This is a genomic window from Tropicibacter oceani (assembly GCF_029958925.1).
Lineage (GTDB): Bacteria > Pseudomonadota > Alphaproteobacteria > Rhodobacterales > Rhodobacteraceae > Pacificoceanicola > Pacificoceanicola oceani.
The window spans coordinates 28,174-47,280 of record NZ_CP124616.1 but is presented as its reverse complement, the minus strand read 5'-3'; the positions used below and the strand labels follow the sequence as shown (position 1 = coordinate 47,280).

Here is a 19,107-nt window from a genome sequence, read left to right as displayed (position 1 = left end):
CCCTTGCCCTTGCGGGCGGGGCGCGCTTCTGACAAACCGCGCGGATGAGCACAGCCTATTCCCCACCGCAGGGCGAAATAACCGTCCTGCACGAAGACAGCGATCTGCTGATCGTCGACAAACCCGAAGGCCTCTTGTCCGTTCCGGGCAAGGGCGAAGGGCTGGAAGATTGCCTTCTGACGCGCCTCGAACGCGCCTTTCCGACGGTGCGCCTTGTGCATCGGCTGGACCGCGATACCTCGGGGGTGATGGTCTTTGCGCTGACGGCCCATGCGCAAAAGCACCTTGGCCAGCAGTTCGAAACGCGCAAGGTCAAGAAGACCTACGTAGCGCGTCTGGCCGGTGTTTTGGAGCCACAAGAGGGCGAGATCGACCTGCCGTTGATCGTCGACTGGCCGAACCGCCCGCGCCAGATGGTCTGCCACGACACCGGGAAACCGGCCCTGACCGGCTGGAAAGTGCTGAAGTCGTCAGATACGGAAACCCGCGTGCGCCTGTTTCCCCATACCGGGCGCAGCCACCAGTTGCGTGTGCATATGCTGGCGCTTGGACATCCCATCCTTGGCGATGAACTCTATGCACCGGACACCGCAAATGATTATCCGCGCATGATGCTGCACGCCGAGGAATTGCGGGTCAATCACCCCGAAAACGGGCGCGGCATGAAGTTCCGGGCAAAGCCCCCGTTCTAGAACGTTCAGGGGGCGCTGCCCCCACCGCCTTGCAGGCGGCTCCCCCGGGATATTTCCGGCACAAAGAAGCAATGGTCCGTTCCATGTTTCTTTGTGCTCCAAATATCCCGGGGGGAGGCTCGTCAGAGCCGGGGGGCTGGCCCCCCAGCGCCGGTCGATATCAGGCTGGCCAGCCTGAGACGGCCTTGACCTCGACAAAGTCGTGGATCCCCCAGCTGCCCGCCTCGCGGCCATTGCCCGAGGCTTTCATGCCACCAAAGGGCGCGCCGGCCCCGCGCGACTGGCCATTCATTTCCACCATGCCCGACCGCAGCTGACGGGCCAGCCGCATGCGGCGCGCGTCGTCGGTGCTTTGGACATAGTTGGTCAGGCCGTAGGGCGTGTCATTGGCGATCTGCACGGCCTCTTCCTCTGTCTCGAACTTGAGGATCGACAGGACCGGGCCAAAGATTTCCTCGCGGGCGATGGTCATGTCGTTGGTCACGTCGGCAAAGACCGTGGGGCGCACATAGAACCCCTTGTTCAGGCCCTCGGGGCGACCAAGGCCGCCAGCGACCAGGCGGGCGCCTTCGTCGATGCCTTTCTGGATCAGGTCCTGGATCTTGTTCCACTGGACTTCATTGACCACTGGGCCGATGTGGCGGCCTTCTTCCGAGGCGGGGCCGACGGTGATCGACTTGGCAACGGCGGCGGCCTCTTCGACGGCGGCATCATAGCGCGAGGCTTCGACGATCATCCGCGACGGGGCGTTACAGCTTTGACCGGTGTTGTTCATCATGTGCAGCACGCCGCGCTTGACCGCCTTGTCGTCGGCATCGGCAAAGACCAGGTTTGCGCCCTTGCCGCCCAGTTCCAGGTGGACGCGTTTCAGCGTATCGGCTGCCGCGATCGAGATCAGGCGCCCGGCGCGGGTCGAGCCGGTAAAGCTGACCATGTCCACGTCGGGATGCGCAGACAGCTGTGCTCCGACGCCCGCTCCGTCACCGTTAAGGAGGTTGAAGACGCCCGGCGGAATATCGGCGGCCTCCATGATCTCGGCAAAGATCACCGCATCCAGCGGCGATTCCTCGGAAGGTTTCAGAACCATCGTGTTGCCCGCCACCAGCGCCGCGCCAACCTTGAGCGTGATCTGGTTCATCGGCCAGTTCCAGGGCGTGATCAGCGCGCAGACACCGACCGCCTCGTGGATGATGCGGGTGCCGCTGTCCTGATCGCTCAGCGGTGCCTCCCAGGGGAATTCCTTGGCGGCGGTGATGAAGTTCTTGAGGTGATAGAGGCCTGCGCCGACCTGGCTGGCGCGTGACATTTCGATCGGGGCGCCCATTTCGACGCTCATCGCCTGGGCCAGATCCTCGGCGCGGGCCTTGTAGGCCTGATAGACGCGTTCAAGCGCTTCGATGCGCTGGGCGGGGGGCGTGGCGATCCAGCCGGGCAGGGCGGCCTTGGCGGCGGCCACGGCGGCATTGGTGTCGGCTTCGCCGCCCAGGGAAATCACCGCGCAGGGTTCTTCCGTGGACGGGTCGATCACATTGTGATCCTTGCCCGCAATCGGGTTGACCCAAGCGCCATTAATGTAGAACTGCTTATTCTCGATCATGTTTGCCTCCTGCTGGCTGGCTAAGTCCGACCGATTGGTCGGTCTTTTGCGGCACTCTGTCACTGTGCCGCGAGAGTCGCAAGGCAGGGCTTTACATCGTCGATTTGGAATATATCTAGGTCGCATGAATTTACCGAGCGACACACACAGGAAGGACGTTTCCATGGCTCTGCGCATCAACCAAGAAATCCCCAATCTTACCGTTCCCACCGACATGGGTGACATCACGCTGCACGACTGGATCGGCGACAGCTGGGCGATCCTTTTTTCGCACCCCAAGGATTTCACCCCGGTCTGCACCACCGAATTCGGCGCCGTGGCGCAGCTGGCCGATGAATGGGCCAAGCGCAACACCAAGGTCATGGGCATTTCCGTCGATGGTGTCGAAGAGCACAAGCAGTGGAAGGCCGACATCGAAAAGACCGCCGGCGCGCCCGCAGGGTTCCCGATCGTCGCCGACGAGGACCTGACCGTCGCCAAGGCGCTGGACATGCTGCCCGCCGATGCCTACCTGCCCGACGGCCGCACCCCGGCTGACAGCGCCACGGTGCGTTCCGTCTTTATCATCGCGCCGAACAAGAAGGTGCAGTTGATGATGACCTATCCGATGTCCGTGGGCCGCAACTTTGCCGAGGTGCTGCGCGCGCTGGATGGCCTGCAGCGCACCTATGAACAGCCGCTGGCCACCCCGGCGAACTGGGAAGTGGGCCAGGACGTGATCGTTGGCCTGGGTCTGGACGACGCCGCCGCCAAGGCCAAGTACGGTGAGCTGGACATCAAGCTGCCTTACCTGCGGTACGCCAAGAACCCGGCCTGAGCCAACGGCCCGGACGATTGACGAAGCCCCCGGTCCTATCAGGCCGGGGGCTTTTCCTTGGGTGCGCAAAAGTTGACAGACCGTTCCCCAAGGTCTTTCATTCCTGGGTGTGATTGTTGCACGAATTTCAACCGGGGGTTTTCATGACACATATTCCAGACACTACGACTAAAGCCGTTTTCCAACCCGTTGCGGCGGGGGCCTATCCACATTTGTACTATGGAGCAGGCGAGGGCAGTCTTGTCATTGCTTCCCTGAATGCTGGCAACTCGGGTGCCCTTTATGTCGGGGGCGGCGGCATCAACTCGGGGTTCCAGCGGGCTTTGTCCGGGCAGGATACATCGGCCTATCAGACCGACCACCAGGCTTTGGCAAAATCCACCCCTGTGGGTCAGACGGCCACCCAGACCTATTCGTCCGCTGATCCCTGCGCCAGTATGACGATCTGCAACAAACCTGTGGCTTTGGCCCTGGCCGCGGTCGCGGCCGGTCGCACGGACTATACCGGCGTGGCCTTTCTGGATGCCTTCGGCGATGCGCTGTGTCCCAAGGGGAACCCGAACAACCGCGCCATGGCCTATGTCGCGCCGCCATTGGGCAGCGCGTACACGGATGACGCAAGTTTTCTGTCCGATGTCAGCCTAGTCGGCACCCATGCGATCGAGGCGCTGCATGCCCACAACCAATGGGCCGAGGCACAGAATGCCCCGGTGATCGAGGGGCTGAGGATGTGCATGTACAGTTCGGTGATCTATGGCAGGGAAGGGGTGTCGCAGGACAGCATTGCCCTTGCGATCTTTGCCGGCATCCAGACAGGTCTAATCCAGACCGGGTGCAAGCTGGCCGAATTGCAAATGCCGGTGGGAAGCGAAGCGAACAACCCCTATTTCGCGGCGGTCCAGAACAAGCTGGCCAGCTGAACTTGGCAGTTGCCCCGGGTGCAATCCGGATTTAAGCCAAGGGTCGGACCAGGAGATTTCCCCATGACCGACTTTTTCCAGCTTGGCCAGGAACGCATCGCGCCCGGGCAGCGCAAGACGGTGGACCTGCCGGTGTCGGTCATGTCCGACCACACGCCGGTGACCATGTCGGCGCATGTGGTGCACGGCAAGAAACCCGGCCCTGTCATGTTCGTGTCCGCCGCCATCCACGGCGACGAGGTGATCGGGGTGGAAATCGTGCGCCGCCTGTTGCGCACCGCGCCGATGAACCGGCTGGCGGGCACGCTGATCGCGGTGCCCATCGTCAATGCCTTTGGGTTTCTCAACCAGTCGCGGTACCTGCCGGACAGGCGCGATCTGAACCGGGTGTTTCCGGGCCATGCCTATGGCTCGCTTGCGGCGCGGCTGGCGGATTTGTTCATGACCGAAATCGTGTCGCGCAGTGATGTGGGGATCGACCTGCATTCAGCGGCCGTGGGCCGCGAGAACCTGCCGCAGATCCGCCTGACCCCAAAGAACGATCGTCTGAAGAAACTGGGCACGGCCTTTGCCGCCCCGGTGACACTGATGTCCAAGACAAGGGATGGCTCGCTGCGGCTCGAGGCGGAAAAGGCCGGGGTCGACGTGCTGCTGTACGAGGCCGGCGAGGGGCTGCGCTTTGACGAATTCGCCGCCCGCGCCGGTGTCGCCGGTATCCTGCGCGTCATGGCGACACTGGGCATGATCACCATGCGCGGCGTGCCCAAACCGCGCGCGCACGGGGTGCTGTGCAGCGGCTCAAGCTGGGTGCGCGCGCCTTCGGGCGGGCTGTTGCGCACGCTCAAGGCCAGCGGCGACTGGGTCGAGCCGGGTTCGGTGCTGGGCGTCGTGTCCGACCCCTTTGGCCAGCGCGAGGCCGAGGTGCTGGCCGAAAAGCGCGGCATCATCGTGGGCCGGATCAACCTGCCCGTGGTGAACGAGGGCGACGCCCTGTTCCACATCGCCGAGCCAGAACAGCCCAAGGCCGCCGAGGCCGCCGCCGGCGATTTCGACGCCCATCCCGAAGCGGCGCCACTGTTCGACGAAGACGAAATCATCTGACGGCAGGGGCGGGCTGAAACCCCGCCCTGAGGCATCTTTGCGCAGGCTTCGCGGTTGCGCGCAGGCGCGTGGGCGGGCACTGTCGCGCCGCTGCACATCAGGAGACACCCATGCCCTTTACCCTTGCCACCTGGAACATCAACTCGGTCCGACTGCGCGCGCCTTTGGTCGAAAAGCTTTTGCGCGAAGAGGGGCCGGATGTTCTGTGTTTGCAGGAATGCAAAAGCCCGGTGGACAAGATCCCGCTGGAGGGGTTTCAGGCGCTGGGCTACACCCACATGGTAGCGCGCGGGCAAAAGGGCTACAACGGCGTTGCGATCCTGTCGAAACTGCCGATCCGCGACGTCGGAGACAAGGATTTCGCGGCATTGGGCCACGCCCGGCACGTCGCGGGGCAATTGGAAAACGGCGTGATCATCCACAACTTTTACGTCCCCGCTGGCGGCGACAAACCCGACCGTGCGGTGAACGAAAAGTTCGGCCAGAAACTGGACTACCTGAGCGAGATGCGCGACTGGTTCTACGCCGGTCGTCCGGAAAAATCCATCCTTGTCGGGGACTTGAACATCGCGCCACTGGACGATGACGTCTGGGATCACAAGAAAATGCTCAAGGTCGTCAGCCATACCCCGATCGAGGTCGAGGCGCTGGGCGCGGCGCAGGACGCGGGCGGATTCGTCGACGTGACGCGCCGCGATGTGCCCGAGGGCAAGCTGTATTCGTGGTGGTCCTACCGCGCGCGCGACTGGGACGAGGCGGACAAGGGCCGGCGGCTGGATCACGTCTGGGCGACGCCGGATATTTCCAACGCGGCGCACTCGAGCCGGGTGCTGCGGGCGGCGCGCGGCTGGGAACAACCCAGCGATCACGCCCCGGTTTTCGCGACGTTCGACCTGTAATCCGGTACAAAATGGGCGGGGATTGGGTACATATTCCAAATCCCAGCGCCGCCCACCCGGAATTTTGCCGTTTGGTACAAAATTCCGCGCGTTTGGTATGGATTGATAAACCGGAATACGATTGCGGGACGGCGCCGCGAATGAAAGGCTGAAACCTGACGGACAGGAGGCACATGTGGCGCGCAAACCCATCGATCCGAACGACCCGCTGACGGACCTCGACGAGGCGGCGGCGAAGGAAGCGTATCGCCGGGCGGCCCGTGGCCGCAATGGTCAACCTGACATGGCTCGCTCTGGACTACCTGCCTGTGTCCGACCTGGCTCCGTTGTCTCAAATGCATCAGTTGATTGATCTGCATATCGAAGACACTGCGGCGGAGGATTTGCGCCCCTTGATCAGGTTGCCCCGATTGGTCGACAGCCCAATAGAAGCCATGCAGGCTTGACTTTCAAGAATTGCGCCGCCTGCTAGGTTGACCCTGAACTCGCCCGGATTTTAGAGATTGAGGACGCCGCAGAGCGGGCGCGGACGTTGTTTGCCTATCTTGAAGACTGGAAGCCGCCAGCGGAGGTTCCTTCTGTACCGGAAATCCCTGCCCGAACCGAGCGAACACCGGCACAGGTGGCGGCGTCTTTTGTAGCCGCATCGAAGATTTCGACCAGGGAAATCAAGGCGGTCCTTCGAGACAGCTATCCTGATCTGACGGAGCGGTCAGGCCATTTGCGGGACTTGATCCAGCAGGAACTTTCGATGCATGCAATGATTGCCTGCCCCAACCAAGGGCCGGCACGCGATGAATATATTCGCAAGCGTGAGTTTCTGAGAACCTTGTCAGCTGGCATATTGTCCCTTTCCGAGGATATTCCAGCGCTGTCCGAGGTCGAGATTTCCGACGGTGACACCAAGCGCCTGAAGACCCGGTTGATCGAGGTCGCGCGATTGGTGGATGACTCGGTGGCCTATCTGGACGGTGATACGGGAACCTACGGAGGTCTCTACAAGATCGGGTTGATCGCAGGCGTCGGTGGTTTGCTGTCCTTGTTCGGAATGCCTTTGGCGACCGGCTCGGCCATTGCGGGCGGGGTCCTTGGCGCGCAGACAGTCAGAGTGCATTTGTCGCGAGACACGTGACAACCCGCATGCCGAAGGGAAGGCACCATGGCCGAGCCCTTGCATCCCGGCCCCCGCTGCGCCATCTAACGCGCTAGGAAACCGCAAAGGCGGAGGCGGAAATGTTGGAATTGGGTATGGGGCAGGCTCCTGCGGGGGATCTGGTCAAGGATATCACCGAGGCGGAGTTCATGGCCGAGGTCGTCGAGGCCTCGCAGAGTGTGCCGATCATCGTCGATTTCTGGGCGCCGTGGTGCGGGCCGTGCAAGACGCTGGGCCCGGCGCTGGAGGCCGCCGTCAAGGAGGCGCGCGGAGCAGTGCGCATGGTCAAGGTCAACGTCGACGAGGCGCAGAATATTGCTGGCCAGTTGCGCATCCAGTCGATCCCGACGGTCTATGCCTTTTGGCAGGGCCAACCGGTCGACGGTTTCCAGGGCGCGCTGCCGGGGTCCGAGCTGAAGGCCTTTATCGGGCGGGTCGTGGCGGCGGCGGGCGGCGATGCCAGCGGCGGTCTGGACGAGGCGATCGAAGCGGCCGAGGAAATGCTGGAGCAGGGCGCCGCGGTGGACGCGGCGCAGACCTTTGCGGCGATCCTGGGCGAAGACCCCAACAATGCCCGCGCCTATGCCGGAATGGTGCAGGCGCATATCGCGATGGACGATCTGGAGCAGGCCGAGGCGATCCTGAACGGTGCCCCGGCCGAGATTTCCAGGGCGCCCGAACTGGAAGCGGCCCATGCCAAGCTGGAGCTGGCCAAGCAGGCCGGCAACGCGGGCCCCATCACCGAATTGCAGGCGCAGGTCGATGCCGACCCCGGCAACCATCAGGCGCGGTTCGATCTGGCGCAGGCGCTCTATGCCTCGGGCGATGCCGAGGGCGCGGTGACGCAGCTTCTGGAGCTGTTCCGCAAGGATCGCGAATGGAACGATGGCGCGGCCAAGGCGCAGCTGTTCACGATCTTCGAGGCGCTCAAGCCGAATGATCCGGTGGTGCTGAATGGCCGTCGCAAGCTGAGCTCGATGATATTTGCCTGAGGCGCCGGGCGGGCTAGATCATCGGCCATGACAAAACTGACTGATCTGCCGGGTGTGATCCCGATCTTTCCACTGCCGGGGGCGCTGCTTTTGCCGCGTGCCCGGCTGCCGCTGCATATCTTTGAGCCGCGCTATCTGGCGATGCTGGATGATTGCCTGAAAACCGACACGCGGCTGATCGGGATGATCCAGCCGAACGAGGCGCCGGGGCGCACGGGGACGGGGTTGCACCTGATCGGCTGTGCAGGGCGTGTGTCGCAGTTTTCGGAAACCGAGGACGGGCGGTACATGGTCACACTGACCGGGGTGTCGCGGTTCCGGGTGCTGCGCGAGGTCGAGGGGTTCACGCCCTACCGCCGCTGCGATGTCAGCTGGGACGGGTTCGAGGCGGACAAGGACGCCGCCGAACGGGACGACGCCTTTGACCGCAGGGGCTTCATGCGGCTGCTCGAACGCTATTTCAAGGCGCGCGATCTGTCGGCAGACTGGGAAACCCTGCAAGAGGCCGAGGACGAGCTGCTGGTCAATTCGCTGTCGATGCTGCTGGACTTTTCGCCCGAGGACAAGCAGGCCCTGCTTGAGGCGCCATCGCTGGCGACGCGGCGCGAAACGCTGGTGACGCTGATCGAATATGCCCTGCGGGGCGGAGAAGAGGATTTGATCCAATGACCGAAAAGGCCTTTGATCGACGCATGTTGGAGGCGCTTGTCTGCCCGGTGACCCAGGGCGGTCTGGACTATGACGCCGAGCGGCAGGAACTGGTCAGCCGCAACGCGCGGCTGGCCTTTCCGATCCGCGACGGCATTCCCGTCATGCTGATCGACGAAGCGCGGAGCCTCGACGCCTAAAGGCGCTGCAACGCACGGGCAAAGACCGACGCCTCGACATTGCCGCCGCTGATCGTCGCGATCACCGTGTCGCCCTGCAATGCGTCGCCATGGAACAGCGCGGCGGCAAGGGCGACCGCGCCGCCCGGTTCGGCCACCACCTTGAGATGACGAAAGGCCAGCGCCATGGCGTGCAGCACCTCGTCATCGCTGACCACCAGACCGGGGCCGCACAGGCGCGCGTTGATCGGAAAGGTCAGATCGCCCGGTTTCGGCGTCAGGATCGCATCACACAGCCCCCCGGCCTCTTGGTCATTGGCAAGCTGCTTGCCCGCGCGCAGCGACCGGGCGGTATCGTCAAAGCCTTCGGGTTCGGCGGGGCGCACGCGCATGTCCGGCGCACGGGCCTGAAGCGCCAGCGCGATCCCGGCGGTCAGCCCGCCACCCCCGCAGCAGACCAGAACATCGCCCTGCGTGACGTTCAGTTCGGCGGCCTGCTCGGCGATTTCCAGACCGCAGGTGCCCTGTCCGGCGATGACCTCGGGGTCGTCATAGGGTTTGATCAGCGTCAGGCCACGGCCGCGCGCCAGGCGGTCTCCGATTTCCTCGCGCGCCTCGCGGCCGCGTTCGTACAGAACCACCTCCGCGCCAAGGGCGCGGGTGCCGTCGATTTTCAGGGCGGGCGCGTCCGAGGGCATGATGATCACGGCAGGCGCGCCATGGGCGCGGGCGGCCATGGCCACGCCCTGCGCATGGTTGCCCGAGGAATAGGCGATCACGCCCTTTTTGCGCGCCTCGGGGGACATTGCGGACAGCGCCGACCAGCCGCCGCGAAACTTGAAACTGCCGGTGTGTTGCAGGCATTCGGGTTTGACCAGCAGGCGGCGCCCGGCGATCTGATCCAGGGCGGGCGCGCCCAGCAGGGGCGTGCGGCGCGCGTGGCTCTTCAGGCGTTTGGCGGCGGCTTCGATCCGGGCGATGTCCATGGCGGGTCCTTTCGTGCGTCGGGGCAAAGAGGGCGTCACTTTGGCGGGCTTGTCAACGGCTGGTGGCGGGGCCATGCTGCCGCCATGATCGAACGGCAGGCCAAGCGTGACGGCCAGGTCAGCACCGCCTGGTTTTCCCCCTGCGAGCGCTATCGCTATGGGCTGAGACGGACGTGGGACACGGATTTGCCCGCCGTGCTGTTCATCATGCTCAACCCCTCGACCGCGGACGAAATGCGCAACGATCCGACCATCGAACGCTGCCAGCGGCGCGCTCGTGCCATGGGCTGCGGCAGTCTTTGGATTGCCAACCTTTTCGCCTTTCGTGCCACGCGGCCGCAGGACCTGCGCCGCGCCGCCGATCCCGAGGGGCCGGAAAACGTCGCGTTCCTGCGGGATTGGTCCGGCGCCGCGGACTTGACGATTGCGGGTTGGGGGGGTGCATGGGGGGCTTTCAGGTCAGGCGGCACGGGTTGCCCCCGACCTGCCCGGAGACGTCCGGCACTTGGGATTGACCAAGGATGGCCATCCGCGGCACCCGCTGTATGTGCCCTATGCGATCCGCCCCGAACCATGGCCGAAGGAGGCCCGCTATGCAAAGCTCTGACCACGAGCGCACCGAACAGATGCACCGGGACCTCAATCGCCTTGCGAATGAGCTGGCGCGGCTGAACAATCACCGGTTCATCAAGGTGCAGAATTCGCATGTGCGGATGGTCACGTTCCAGTTCGTGCGCGGCCTGGCCTTTGGTCTGGGGACGGTCATCGGGGCCTCGGCGCTTGTGTCGGTCATCGTCGTCATGCTGAGCCAGATCGAATTCGTTCCCATCCTGGGCGATCTTGCGGTCCAGATCATCGAGGAAATCCAACCCGAAGCGCGCGAAACAGACCGTTAACCGCTTTGCGGGAATTTCGTTGATCCGTCAGGACCCATCGGGGATACTGGGCAAGGTGGAGTGCGAGGGTTGCGACCATGTTTTTTCTTGCGGGCTTGATGGGGATGATGGTGCTGGGCTCTTTTGCCTTTGTCAGCACCCCTTTTGTCGAAGAAGACGAGGCCGTTGAAGACGACCTTCAGGATGCCACCACCGGCGAGGCCGAGGAAGACCCCGATGCCGAGGTCGGCGAAGGCACCGGAATAATGGATTTTGCCGCCGCCAGCGAAGAGGCCGCCGCCAACCAGGAGGCGGCTGCCCCGGTTCATCAGACCATGACCTCGGACATTGGCATGTCGCCGCAGGGCGAAGCTTATGATATCGAACAGGATGTGGCCGGCGGGGCGATGCAGTCGTTGTTCGGCCAGATGGGCCTGATCAACATGCCCGGTCTGATCGAAGAGGGCAGCGACGGCGACGACAGCATGACCGGCACCGACGCGACCGACCTTTTGGGCGGCGGTGACGGCAATGACCTGATCGACAGCGGCGCCTCGGACGATGAATTGCAGGGCGGCGACGGCGAGGACACCTTGCTGGGCGGTTCCGAAAACGATTCCCTGCACGGCGGGGCCGGGGCCGATGTCATGTTCGGCGGCGACGGGCAGGACGAGATGTTCGGCCACGATGGCGACGATCAGATGTCGGGCGATGCCGGCGATGACGAGCTGTGGGGCGGTCTGGGCGATGACCGGATGGATGGCGGTGACGGCGCGGATGCGCTGCTGGGCCGCGAAGGCGCCGACACGCTGGATGGCGGTCTGGGCGAAGACACGCTTTTCGGTGGATGGGACAATGACCTGTTGATCGGCGTGGAACGGGATGCCGACGGCCTGGACGTCGATGATGCCGATTACCTGAACGGCGGCGACGGGGACGATACCATTGCCATCGGCACAGGCGATATCGTGACGGGCGGCGAGGGCGCGGATGTGCTGGTGCTTGGTGACTGGATCGCCGACAAGGCCGCGCAACTGATGGATTTCGATGCATCCGAAGACCAGATCGTGGTTGTCTATGACGACAGCAACGAGGAAGACGATCCCGAGCTGGAACTGCGCGTCAGCGCGGATGACCCGGAGCTTTCGGAGATCGTCGTGAACGGCGTCGTTCTGGGCACGCTTGCCACGGTTGGCGCCCCTTCCGTCGATGCAATCGTCCTGGTCGGGGAAAGCGCGGCGGGGGCCCTGTCCTTCGGATAAGGGCGCCGATCCTGCGGGGCGGTGCTTTAGTGGCCCTTTTGCCGGGTTTCCCTGCCTTTTTTGACTTTCCAACCCGAGATGAATCGCTTATCAGCGCGCATCCGTCTGCATGACGGTGTTCTCCACGGGCCTTGCTGGACGACATCCCGGCTCGAGCCATAACCCTTAATCCGAAAGGAGATCCCGATGTCGATCACGCCCGAAGAAAAGAACCGCCTGATGAAGGAATTCGCAACCAAGGAAGGCGACACCGGTTCGCCCGAAGTCCAGGTTGCCATTCTGACCTCGCGCATTTCCACCCTGACCGAGCACTTCAAGACCCACAAGAAGGACAACCACTCGCGTCGTGGCCTTCTCAAGCTGGTTGCTCAGCGCCGCAAGCTGCTGGACTACACCAAGGCTCGTGATGAAGCACGGTACCAGGACCTGATCAAGCGTCTCGGCATCCGCCGCTAAGGACGGGCGGGGCTGTCCCCGCCGAACCCAAGATTGCTGGCGCCCGCTTCGAAAGAAGCGGGCGTTTTGCTTGCCGAGACGGTGAATGGCATTTTCGCCGAAAGTCTTGTTTCCCGTTCCAGCCTGTCAGATGAAAATTCGGATGGGACCGCGGCAGAAACCGACGAAGTGCCCCCTTCAAGCAGGTGAAAGCCGGGCAGGCGTCCCTTTTGCACATAGCGTTTGCGCCCGATCTCGGCCTTGACCCAAACGGCCGGGCGCCGGACGACCCGGGCCATCGGTAGGCAACAGCCAGCCACGCGGCGCGCCAAGGGGCAGTTTTACGGTCCCTCCAGCCACCCCGCACGCAATCGTAGCTTTCCAAAGCATGGAAAAACCTGTAAGGCGCGAACATCTGAGACGTGACGCAATGGCCTCGGCGCATGGAATGATGAAGAGGTCGGCGGCAATGGGGCCGCCATTCAAACGGGAGACCCGGAGGGCCGGGAGCGCTCCCATACAGGATAGATGAATGTTTAAAGAAACGAAGAAGTCGATGCAGTGGGGCGAAGAGACGCTCACACTGGAAACGGGCAAGATTGCCCGTCAGGCCGATGGCACCGTGATCGCCACTCTGGGCGAGACCTCGGTCATGGCGAACGTGACGTTCGCAAAGGAACCGCGCGAAGGGCAGGATTTCTTTCCGCTGACGGTCCACTACCAGGAAAAATACTATGCCGCCGGTAAAGTGCCGGGCGGTTTCTTCAAGCGCGAAGCGCGCCCGACCGAAAAAGAGACGCTGACCGCGCGTCTGATCGACCGTCCGATCCGCCCGCTGTTCGTCCCCGGCTTCAAGAACGAAGTGCTGGTGATGTGCACCGTGCTGTCGCACGATCTGGTCAACGATCCCGACATCGTCGCAATGATCGCCGCGTCCGCCGCGCTGACCATTTCCGGCGCGCCGTTCCGTGGCCCGATCGCCGGTGCCCGCGTTGGTTTCGAAGATGGCGAATACGTCCTGAACCCGACCGTGGATGACATGCAGAACCTGCGTGACAACCCCGAGCAGCGGCTTGACCTGGTCGTCGCCGGCACCAAAGACGCCGTGATGATGGTCGAATCCGAAGCCTACGAGCTGACCGAAGAGGAAATGCTGGGCGCCGTGATGTTCGCGCACGAGCAGATCCAGCCGGTCATCGACCTGATCATCGATCTGGCTGAAGATTGCGCCAAAGAGCCGTTTGATTTCCAGGCGCCGGACTATTCGGACCTGTACCAAGCAGCCAAGGCCGCTGGCGAAGAGGCCATGCGCGCCGCTTATGCCATCACCGACAAGCAGCAGCGCGTTGCCGCTGTGGCTGCCGCCAAGGACACCATCAAGGCCGCCCTTTCCGAAGAGCAGCTGGCAGATCCCAACCTTGGCTCGGCCCTGAAAAAGCTGGAATCGGTTGTTCTGCGCGGTGACGTGGTCAAGAACAAGCGCCGCATCGACGGCCGCGCGCTGGACCAGATCCGCCCCATCGTGTCGGAAACCGGCCTGCTGCCGCGGACCCACGGTTCGGCCCTGTTCACCCGCGGTGAAACCCAGGCGCTGGTCGTGACCACGCTGGGCACCGGCGATGACGAACAGTTCATCGACGCGCTGCATGGCAACTTCAAGTCCAACTTCATGCTGCACTACAACTTCCCGCCCTATTCGGTTGGCGAAGTTGGCCGCGTGTCCGGCCCGGGTCGCCGTGAAATCGGTCACGGCAAACTGGCATGGCGCGCCCTTCAGGCCGTTCTGCCCGCCGCGACGGACTTCCCCTACACCCTGCGTCTGGTGTCCGAGATCACCGAGTCCAACGGCTCGTCCTCGATGGCATCGGTCTGCGGTGGATCGCTGTCCATGATGGACGCGGGCGTTCCGCTGAAGGCGCCGGTTGCCGGTGTGGCCATGGGTCTGGTGCTGGAAGACGATGGCGATTACGCCATCCTGTCCGACATCCTGGGTGACGAAGATCACCTTGGCGACATGGACTTCAAGGTGGCTGGCACCGAAAAGGGCATCACCTCGCTGCAGATGGACATCAAGGTGGCCGGCATCACGTCCGACATCATGAAAACCGCCCTGGCCCAGGCCAAGGAAGGCCGCCTGCACATCCTGTCCGAGATGAACAAGGCGCTGTCGTCGGCGGGTGAATTCAGCGTTCACGCACCGCGCATCGAAACCATGCAGATCCCGACCGACAAGATCCGTGAAGTGATCGGTTCGGGCGGCAAGGTGATCCGCGAGATCGTCGAAGTGTCGGGCGCCAAGGTCGACATCAACGACGAAGGCATCATCAAGATCGCATCGCCCAACGGCGAGGCCATCAAGAAAGCCTACGACATGATCTATTCGATCGTGGCCGAGCCGGAAGAAGGCAAGGTTTACGACGGCAAGGTCGTGAAGATCGTCGATTTCGGCGCCTTCGTGAACTTTTTCGGCAAGCGCGACGGCCTTGTGCATGTCAGCCAGATCGAAAATCGCCGCCTGAACCACCCGTCCGACGTTCTGAAAGAAGGCCAGGACGTGAAGGTCAAGCTGCTGGGCTTTGACGATCGCGGCAAGGTGCGCCTGTCGATGAAATGCGTCGATCAGGAAACCGGCGAAGAGATCGTCGCCGAAAAGAAAGCCAAGGAAGACGACGCAGAATAATCTGTCGTCCCTCCCGGTATCGAAAGGGCGCCTCGCGGGGCGCCCTTTTTTTGTGGGCGTTTGCGTTTCCGCACTGGGAAATTCAGACTTCCTTTACCCCTCACAGGGCAAGGTCAACCTGTCAAAAGGCACGTACTGGTACTGGACTCTGCGTCAACTCACGGGATGCGTCCAAGGGCTCTGGCGGGGATGCCAGAGCCCATTTTCCCAAATCCCATTTTGATTGCCCTTGCGCCGCCGTGCGGCTAGGCCATGACCCCATGCTTGTTTTGGAAAACATCCTGTCGGACCGCGGGTCGCGCTACGCCGTTTCGGGCGGCGCCTGCACCTCTGCCGAGGCCGCGCAAGGCTTTCTCAAGGACCTGAAGCGGCGCAAGAAATTCGCCAAGGCCACGCACAACACCTGGGCTTGCCTGACGGACGATGCGCCGCTCAAGAACGACGATGGCGAAAGCGGCGCAGGCATGGTGATCCTGCGGATGCTCGAACGCGAGGACATCCGCAACCACATCATCGTGGTCACCCGCTGGTACGGCGGAAAACACCTGGGCGGCGACCGCTTTCGCCACGTTCAGGAAGCCGTCAGGATCTATCTCGACGCTCTGATGGATTGACCGCTCGGGGTTTCTTTGTGCCCAAAATATCCCGGAGCGCGAGGCAGAGCCTCGCAAATGCCCGGCCGCCACAAACGATCGGCCCAAGGCAAAAAAAGACCCGGGACAAGCCCGGGCCAGGTCCAACAGGGAGGTGCATGTGATGACCCGCACATGCAACGGGTAACGCTTGTCTTATCCCCGATCTAAAGGCCGGTCCGCAATGCGACTTTGATCTGGGTCAAGAAAACCTGCGGCGGGGCTGCATCTTTTGCGATGCGTTGTTTCAAAACCTCAGGACACCAGTCGATAGCCACCGGATTCGGTGACCAGCAGCGTGGCATTCGACGGATTGGGCTCGATCTTCTGGCGCAGGCGATAGATGTGGGTTTCCAGCGTATGGGTGGTGACCCCGGCGTTGTAGCCCCAGACTTCGTGCAGCAGCGTGTCACGCGGCACCACGCCTTCGGTCGCGCGGTACAGGAACTTGAGGATGTTGGTCTCTTTCTCGGTCAGGCGGATCTTCTTGTCGTCCTCGGTCACCAGCATCTTCATCGCCGGTTTGAAGGTATAGGGCCCGACGGTGAACACTGCGTCCTCGGATTGTTCGTGCTGGCGCAGCTGGGCGCGGATGCGGGCCAGAAGCACCGGGAACTTGAAGGGTTTGGTGACATAGTCATTGGCCCCGGCATCCAGGCCCAGAATGGTGTCGGCGTCGCTGTCGTGCCCGGTCAGCATGATGATCGGTGCCTTGACCCCCTGTTTGCGCATCAGGCGGCACAACTCGCGCCCGTCGGTGTCGGGCAGGCCGACATCGAGGATGATCAGATCATAGTTCTGTTCCTTGGCACGGGTCATGGCGCCGCTGCCATTCTCGGCTTCGAAGACTTCGAAATCCTCGGTCATGATCAATTGTTCGGCCAGGGCCTCGCGCAGATCGTCGTCGTCGTCCACCAGAAGAATGTTCTTCAGCTGTGCCATGTCATCTGTCCTTGTCTTGCCTTTCCGATCAGATGTGGACATTTTGCCAGTCCGGCAAGGATTGCTGCAGTGGTTTCACGTCCTCGTGTCCGATGCAGGCAAATGTTACAGAAAAACCGGCCCATTGTTACATCAAGGAACCCTCATGCGCTTTGCCCCGGATACCTATGAAACCCTGTCCCGGGCCCGTGCGGATCTGCGCATGGGGGTTCCGGTGGTGCTGATCGGGGCCGAGGGCGCGGCCCTGGTCGCCCCGGCCGAGACCCTGGGCGCGGCGCGGCTGGCGTCGATGCAGGCACTTGGGCCGGTCGATCTGGTGCTGACGGGGCGGCGTGCTGAAACGCTCAAGGCGCGGGCCTATGATGGCGATGTGGCGCGGGTTGTTCTGCCCGATGGGGCAGCGTTGGACTGGGTGCGTGATCTGGCCGACCCGGCGGACGATCTGAACGCCCCGATGAAGGGGCCGTTCGCGACGCGCCGCGATGGCAGCGCGGCGCTGCACCGACTGGCGGTGTCGCTGTGCAAATCCGCGCGGCTGTTGCCGGCGGCTCTGGTGGTCCCGGTCGCGGCGGGGTTTGCGGCCGAAAACGGGTTGGTGGCGCTGAGGGCCGATGCGGTCGCGCCCGCCCTGACGGCCTTGCCGGCGCTGGATCACGTCGTGTCGGCCAAGGTGCCGTTGCGCGCGGCCCAGAACGCGCGGCTGCATATTTTCCGCCCCGAGGACGGCAGCGACGAACATTACGCCATCGAGGTGGGCCGCCCGGATCGGGACAAACCGGTGCTGGCGCGGCTGCATTCGGCCTGTTTCACCGGCGATCTTCTGGGGTCGTTGAAATGCGATTGCGGGCCGCAGTTGAACGCGGCGCTGGCCCAGATGGGGGCCGAGGGCGCGGGGGTGCTGCTGTACCTGAACCAGGAGGGGCGCGGGATTGGCCTTGCCAACAAGATGCGGGCCTATTCGCTGCAGGATCAGGGGTTTGATACGGTCGAGGCGAACCACCGGCTGGGGTTCGAGGATGACGAGCGGGATTTCCGGCTGGGCGCGCAGATCCTGTCGAAGATGGGGTTTGGCGCGGTGCGGCTGTTGACCAACAACCCGGCCAAGGTGGCGATGATGGAGCATTGCGGCATCACCGTCGCCGAAAGGGTGCCGTTGCAGGTGGGCAAGACCCCGCAGAACGCGGCCTATCTGGCGACCAAGGCGAAAAAATCAGGGCACCTGTTGTGATGGTCACGACTTGCGCCTGCCCAAGGCCATCATAGGGTAAGGGCAAAGGAGTCGTCCCATGCGCTATTCCCTGCTTGATTTGTCCCCGGTTCCCGAAGGCTCGGACGCGGCCGATGCGCTGCGCAACACCGGCGATCTGGCCCGCCATGCCGAAGGCTGGGGCTATCACCGCTACTGGATGGCCGAACATCACAACATGCCCGGCATCGCCAGCGCGGCGACAGCGGTTCTGGTGGGGCATGTGGCAGGGCTGACGCGCAGAATGCGCGTGGGCGCGGGGGGCATCATGCTGCCCAACCATGCGCCGCTGGCAGTGGCCGAGGCCTTTGGCACCCTTGCGACGCTGTATCCGGATCGGATTGATCTGGGGCTGGGGCGCGCGCCCGGCGGTGACGGGGCGGTGATGCAGGCCCTTGGCGTGCAGATGGCGCGGGCCGAGCGGTTTCACGAAGAGGTGGCCGAGTTGCGCGCGCTGATGGGGCCGCCCGATCCGGCGCGCCCGGTGCGGGCGCTGCCGGGCGAAGGCACCGGGGTGCCGCTGTGGATATTGGGGTCATCCCTGCACGGCGCGCAGGTGGCGGCGATGCTGGGGCTGCCCTATGCCTTTGCCTCGCACTTCGCACCCGCGATGCTGGAGCAGGCGTTCGAGGTGTATCGGCGCTATTTTCGCCCCTCTGAAAGCCTGTCGCAGCCGCATGCGATGATGGCGATCAATGTCTTTGCCGCCGAGACCGAGGCCGAGGCGCGCCGCCTGCGCACCACCATGCAACTGGGGTTCTATCGGCTGAGAAGGGGAAATCCCGGCAAGTTGCCCGCACCGGTGGATGATCTGGATGCCCATGTGCCCCCCGCCGCGCAAGTCGCGGTGAACGAGGCGCTGCGGGTCACGGCAGTGGGCGACCCCGCGCAGGTCGAGACGCAGTTGCGCGCGCTGATCGACACCCACCGCCCGGACGAGGTGATCCTGACCGGGCAGATCCACGACCACGCCGCGCGGCTGCGCAGTTTCGAGATCGCGGCCGATGTGATGGGGCGGATCGCGGCCCCGGTCGCCGCATGATGGGGGCGG

General features: G+C 63.4%; 21 protein-coding genes. 17 read left to right on the top strand and 4 right to left on the bottom strand.

Translation table 11 applies throughout. The annotated features are described in order from the left end of the window. Nucleotides 1–44: 44 nt before the first annotated feature. A complete protein-coding gene (locus QF118_RS00250) occupies nt 45–692 on the top strand; it encodes an RluA family pseudouridine synthase (protein WP_282300634.1) in 648 nt (215 codons plus the stop codon). Between the two features lie 160 nt (nt 693–852). Here QF118_RS00250 and QF118_RS00245 read toward each other — a convergent pair whose 3' ends face one another. Further along, on the bottom strand, nt 853–2,289 hold the full coding sequence (locus tag QF118_RS00245; protein ID WP_282300633.1) for an aldehyde dehydrogenase family protein: 1,437 nt from the start codon (nt 2,287–2,289) through the stop codon (nt 853–855). 163 nt (nt 2,290–2,452) lie between these two features. Between QF118_RS00245 and QF118_RS00240 the strand changes: the two genes are divergently transcribed. The 8 genes from QF118_RS00240 (at nt 2,453) to QF118_RS00205 (ending at nt 9,019) form a co-directional block, all read left to right on the top strand. Beyond that, nucleotides 2,453–3,106 (top strand): peroxiredoxin, encoded by a 654-nt coding sequence (locus QF118_RS00240; protein ID WP_282300632.1) that lies wholly within the window; start codon nt 2,453–2,455, stop codon nt 3,104–3,106. 212 nt (nt 3,107–3,318) lie between these two features. After that, nucleotides 3,319–4,026, top strand: a complete 708-nt coding sequence (locus QF118_RS00235; protein ID WP_282300631.1) for a hypothetical protein — start codon at nt 3,319–3,321, stop codon at nt 4,024–4,026. A gap of 63 nt (nt 4,027–4,089) precedes the next feature. Next, nucleotides 4,090–5,127 carry a succinylglutamate desuccinylase/aspartoacylase family protein gene (locus QF118_RS00230; protein ID WP_282300630.1) on the top strand — a complete coding sequence of 346 codons (1,038 nt, stop codon included), beginning with the start codon at nt 4,090–4,092 and terminating at the stop codon, nt 5,125–5,127. 110 nt (nt 5,128–5,237) lie between these two features. Continuing rightward, nucleotides 5,238–6,026 (top strand): exodeoxyribonuclease III, encoded by a 789-nt coding sequence (locus QF118_RS00225; protein WP_282300629.1) that lies wholly within the window; start codon nt 5,238–5,240, stop codon nt 6,024–6,026. A gap of 532 nt (nt 6,027–6,558) precedes the next feature. Next, nucleotides 6,559–7,158 (top strand): hypothetical protein, encoded by a 600-nt coding sequence (locus QF118_RS00220; RefSeq protein WP_282300628.1) that lies wholly within the window; start codon nt 6,559–6,561, stop codon nt 7,156–7,158. 101 nt (nt 7,159–7,259) lie between these two features. Beyond that, nucleotides 7,260–8,171, top strand: coding sequence for a thioredoxin (gene trxA / locus QF118_RS00215; protein ID WP_282300627.1), 912 nt, complete (start codon nt 7,260–7,262; stop codon nt 8,169–8,171). Nucleotides 8,172–8,198: 27 nt separating this feature from the next. Continuing rightward, nucleotides 8,199–8,840 (top strand): LON peptidase substrate-binding domain-containing protein, encoded by a 642-nt coding sequence (locus tag QF118_RS00210; protein WP_282300626.1) that lies wholly within the window; start codon nt 8,199–8,201, stop codon nt 8,838–8,840. Next, a complete protein-coding gene (locus QF118_RS00205; protein WP_282300625.1) occupies nt 8,837–9,019 on the top strand; it encodes a Trm112 family protein in 183 nt (60 codons plus the stop codon). Before QF118_RS00210 ends, QF118_RS00205 begins: the two co-directional genes overlap by 4 nt. Here the strand turns inward: QF118_RS00205 and QF118_RS00200 are convergent. Then, nucleotides 9,016–9,984: a threonine ammonia-lyase gene (locus QF118_RS00200; protein WP_282300624.1), complete on the bottom strand. Its 969-nt coding sequence runs from the start codon at nt 9,982–9,984 to the stop codon at nt 9,016–9,018. The two genes, QF118_RS00205 and QF118_RS00200, sit on opposite strands and share 4 nt — an antisense overlap. An 84-nt stretch (nt 9,985–10,068) precedes the next feature. Between QF118_RS00200 and QF118_RS00195 the strand changes: the two genes are divergently transcribed. The 4 genes from QF118_RS00195 to rpsO all read left to right on the top strand — a co-directional run bounded on the left by QF118_RS00195 (nt 10,069) and on the right by rpsO (nt 12,577). Next, on the top strand, nt 10,069–10,656 hold the full coding sequence (locus QF118_RS00195) for a DUF1643 domain-containing protein (protein WP_317133887.1): 588 nt from the start codon (nt 10,069–10,071) through the stop codon (nt 10,654–10,656). Further along, nucleotides 10,578–10,880, top strand: coding sequence for a DUF5665 domain-containing protein (locus tag QF118_RS00190; protein ID WP_282300623.1), 303 nt, complete (start codon nt 10,578–10,580; stop codon nt 10,878–10,880). Before QF118_RS00195 ends, QF118_RS00190 begins: the two co-directional genes overlap by 79 nt. A 77-nt stretch (nt 10,881–10,957) precedes the next feature. Further along, nucleotides 10,958–12,121: a calcium-binding protein gene (locus tag QF118_RS00185; protein ID WP_282300622.1), complete on the top strand. Its 1,164-nt coding sequence runs from the start codon at nt 10,958–10,960 to the stop codon at nt 12,119–12,121. Nucleotides 12,122–12,307: 186 nt separating this feature from the next. After that, on the top strand, nt 12,308–12,577 hold the full coding sequence (rpsO, locus tag QF118_RS00180) for a 30S ribosomal protein S15 (RefSeq protein WP_282300621.1): 270 nt from the start codon (nt 12,308–12,310) through the stop codon (nt 12,575–12,577). Here the strand turns inward: rpsO and QF118_RS00175 are convergent. Beyond that, nucleotides 12,574–12,855 (bottom strand): hypothetical protein, encoded by a 282-nt coding sequence (locus tag QF118_RS00175; RefSeq protein ID WP_282300620.1) that lies wholly within the window; start codon nt 12,853–12,855, stop codon nt 12,574–12,576. The genes rpsO and QF118_RS00175 overlap by 4 nt on opposite strands. A 233-nt stretch (nt 12,856–13,088) precedes the next feature. Here QF118_RS00175 and pnp point away from each other — a divergent pair, with 233 nt between their 5' ends. Continuing rightward, entirely contained in the window at nt 13,089–15,236 is a 2,148-nt protein-coding gene (gene pnp, locus QF118_RS00170; RefSeq protein ID WP_282300619.1) for a polyribonucleotide nucleotidyltransferase, read from the top strand. 260 nt (nt 15,237–15,496) lie between these two features. Beyond that, nucleotides 15,497–15,850 carry a YigZ family protein gene (locus tag QF118_RS00165; protein WP_282300618.1) on the top strand — a complete coding sequence of 118 codons (354 nt, stop codon included), beginning with the start codon at nt 15,497–15,499 and terminating at the stop codon, nt 15,848–15,850. A gap of 273 nt (nt 15,851–16,123) precedes the next feature. On the opposite strand, the gene QF118_RS00160 is transcribed toward QF118_RS00165, so the two are convergent. Next, nucleotides 16,124–16,810, bottom strand: a complete 687-nt coding sequence (locus QF118_RS00160) for a response regulator transcription factor (RefSeq protein WP_282300617.1) — start codon at nt 16,808–16,810, stop codon at nt 16,124–16,126. A 145-nt stretch (nt 16,811–16,955) separates the two neighbouring features. On the opposite strand from QF118_RS00160, the gene ribA reads away from it, so the two are divergent. After that, nucleotides 16,956–18,038: a GTP cyclohydrolase II gene (gene ribA, locus QF118_RS00155; protein ID WP_282300616.1), complete on the top strand. Its 1,083-nt coding sequence runs from the start codon at nt 16,956–16,958 to the stop codon at nt 18,036–18,038. A gap of 58 nt (nt 18,039–18,096) precedes the next feature. Beyond that, entirely contained in the window at nt 18,097–19,098 is a 1,002-nt protein-coding gene (locus tag QF118_RS00150; protein ID WP_282300614.1) for an LLM class flavin-dependent oxidoreductase, read from the top strand. Nucleotides 19,099–19,107 lie beyond the last annotated feature (9 nt).

Excerpts from the sequence above, each read along its gene's own strand:
- QF118_RS00250 (WP_282300634.1), top strand. The coding sequence starts at position 45 with ATGAGCACAGCCTATTCCCCACCGCAGGGCGAAATAACCGTCCTGCAC.
- QF118_RS00245 (WP_282300633.1), bottom strand. The coding sequence starts at position 2,289 with ATGATCGAGAATAAGCAGTTCTACATTAATGGCGCTTGGGTCAACCCG.
- QF118_RS00240 (WP_282300632.1), top strand. The coding sequence starts at position 2,453 with ATGGCTCTGCGCATCAACCAAGAAATCCCCAATCTTACCGTTCCCACC.
- QF118_RS00230 (WP_282300630.1), top strand. The coding sequence starts at position 4,090 with ATGACCGACTTTTTCCAGCTTGGCCAGGAACGCATCGCGCCCGGGCAG.
- QF118_RS00225 (WP_282300629.1), top strand. The coding sequence starts at position 5,238 with ATGCCCTTTACCCTTGCCACCTGGAACATCAACTCGGTCCGACTGCGC.
- trxA (WP_282300627.1), top strand. The coding sequence starts at position 7,260 with ATGTTGGAATTGGGTATGGGGCAGGCTCCTGCGGGGGATCTGGTCAAG.
- QF118_RS00210 (WP_282300626.1), top strand. The coding sequence starts at position 8,199 with ATGACAAAACTGACTGATCTGCCGGGTGTGATCCCGATCTTTCCACTG.
- QF118_RS00205 (WP_282300625.1), top strand. The coding sequence starts at position 8,837 with ATGACCGAAAAGGCCTTTGATCGACGCATGTTGGAGGCGCTTGTCTGC.
- QF118_RS00200 (WP_282300624.1), bottom strand. The coding sequence starts at position 9,984 with ATGGACATCGCCCGGATCGAAGCCGCCGCCAAACGCCTGAAGAGCCAC.
- QF118_RS00195 (WP_317133887.1), top strand. The coding sequence starts at position 10,069 with ATGATCGAACGGCAGGCCAAGCGTGACGGCCAGGTCAGCACCGCCTGG.
- QF118_RS00190 (WP_282300623.1), top strand. The coding sequence starts at position 10,578 with ATGCAAAGCTCTGACCACGAGCGCACCGAACAGATGCACCGGGACCTC.
- QF118_RS00185 (WP_282300622.1), top strand. The coding sequence starts at position 10,958 with ATGTTTTTTCTTGCGGGCTTGATGGGGATGATGGTGCTGGGCTCTTTT.
- rpsO (WP_282300621.1), top strand. The coding sequence starts at position 12,308 with ATGTCGATCACGCCCGAAGAAAAGAACCGCCTGATGAAGGAATTCGCA.
- QF118_RS00175 (WP_282300620.1), bottom strand. The coding sequence starts at position 12,855 with ATGGCCCGGGTCGTCCGGCGCCCGGCCGTTTGGGTCAAGGCCGAGATC.
- pnp (WP_282300619.1), top strand. The coding sequence starts at position 13,089 with ATGTTTAAAGAAACGAAGAAGTCGATGCAGTGGGGCGAAGAGACGCTC.
- QF118_RS00165 (WP_282300618.1), top strand. The coding sequence starts at position 15,497 with ATGCTTGTTTTGGAAAACATCCTGTCGGACCGCGGGTCGCGCTACGCC.
- QF118_RS00160 (WP_282300617.1), bottom strand. The coding sequence starts at position 16,810 with ATGGCACAGCTGAAGAACATTCTTCTGGTGGACGACGACGACGATCTG.
- ribA (WP_282300616.1), top strand. The coding sequence starts at position 16,956 with ATGCGCTTTGCCCCGGATACCTATGAAACCCTGTCCCGGGCCCGTGCG.
- QF118_RS00150 (WP_282300614.1), top strand. The coding sequence starts at position 18,097 with ATGCGCTATTCCCTGCTTGATTTGTCCCCGGTTCCCGAAGGCTCGGAC.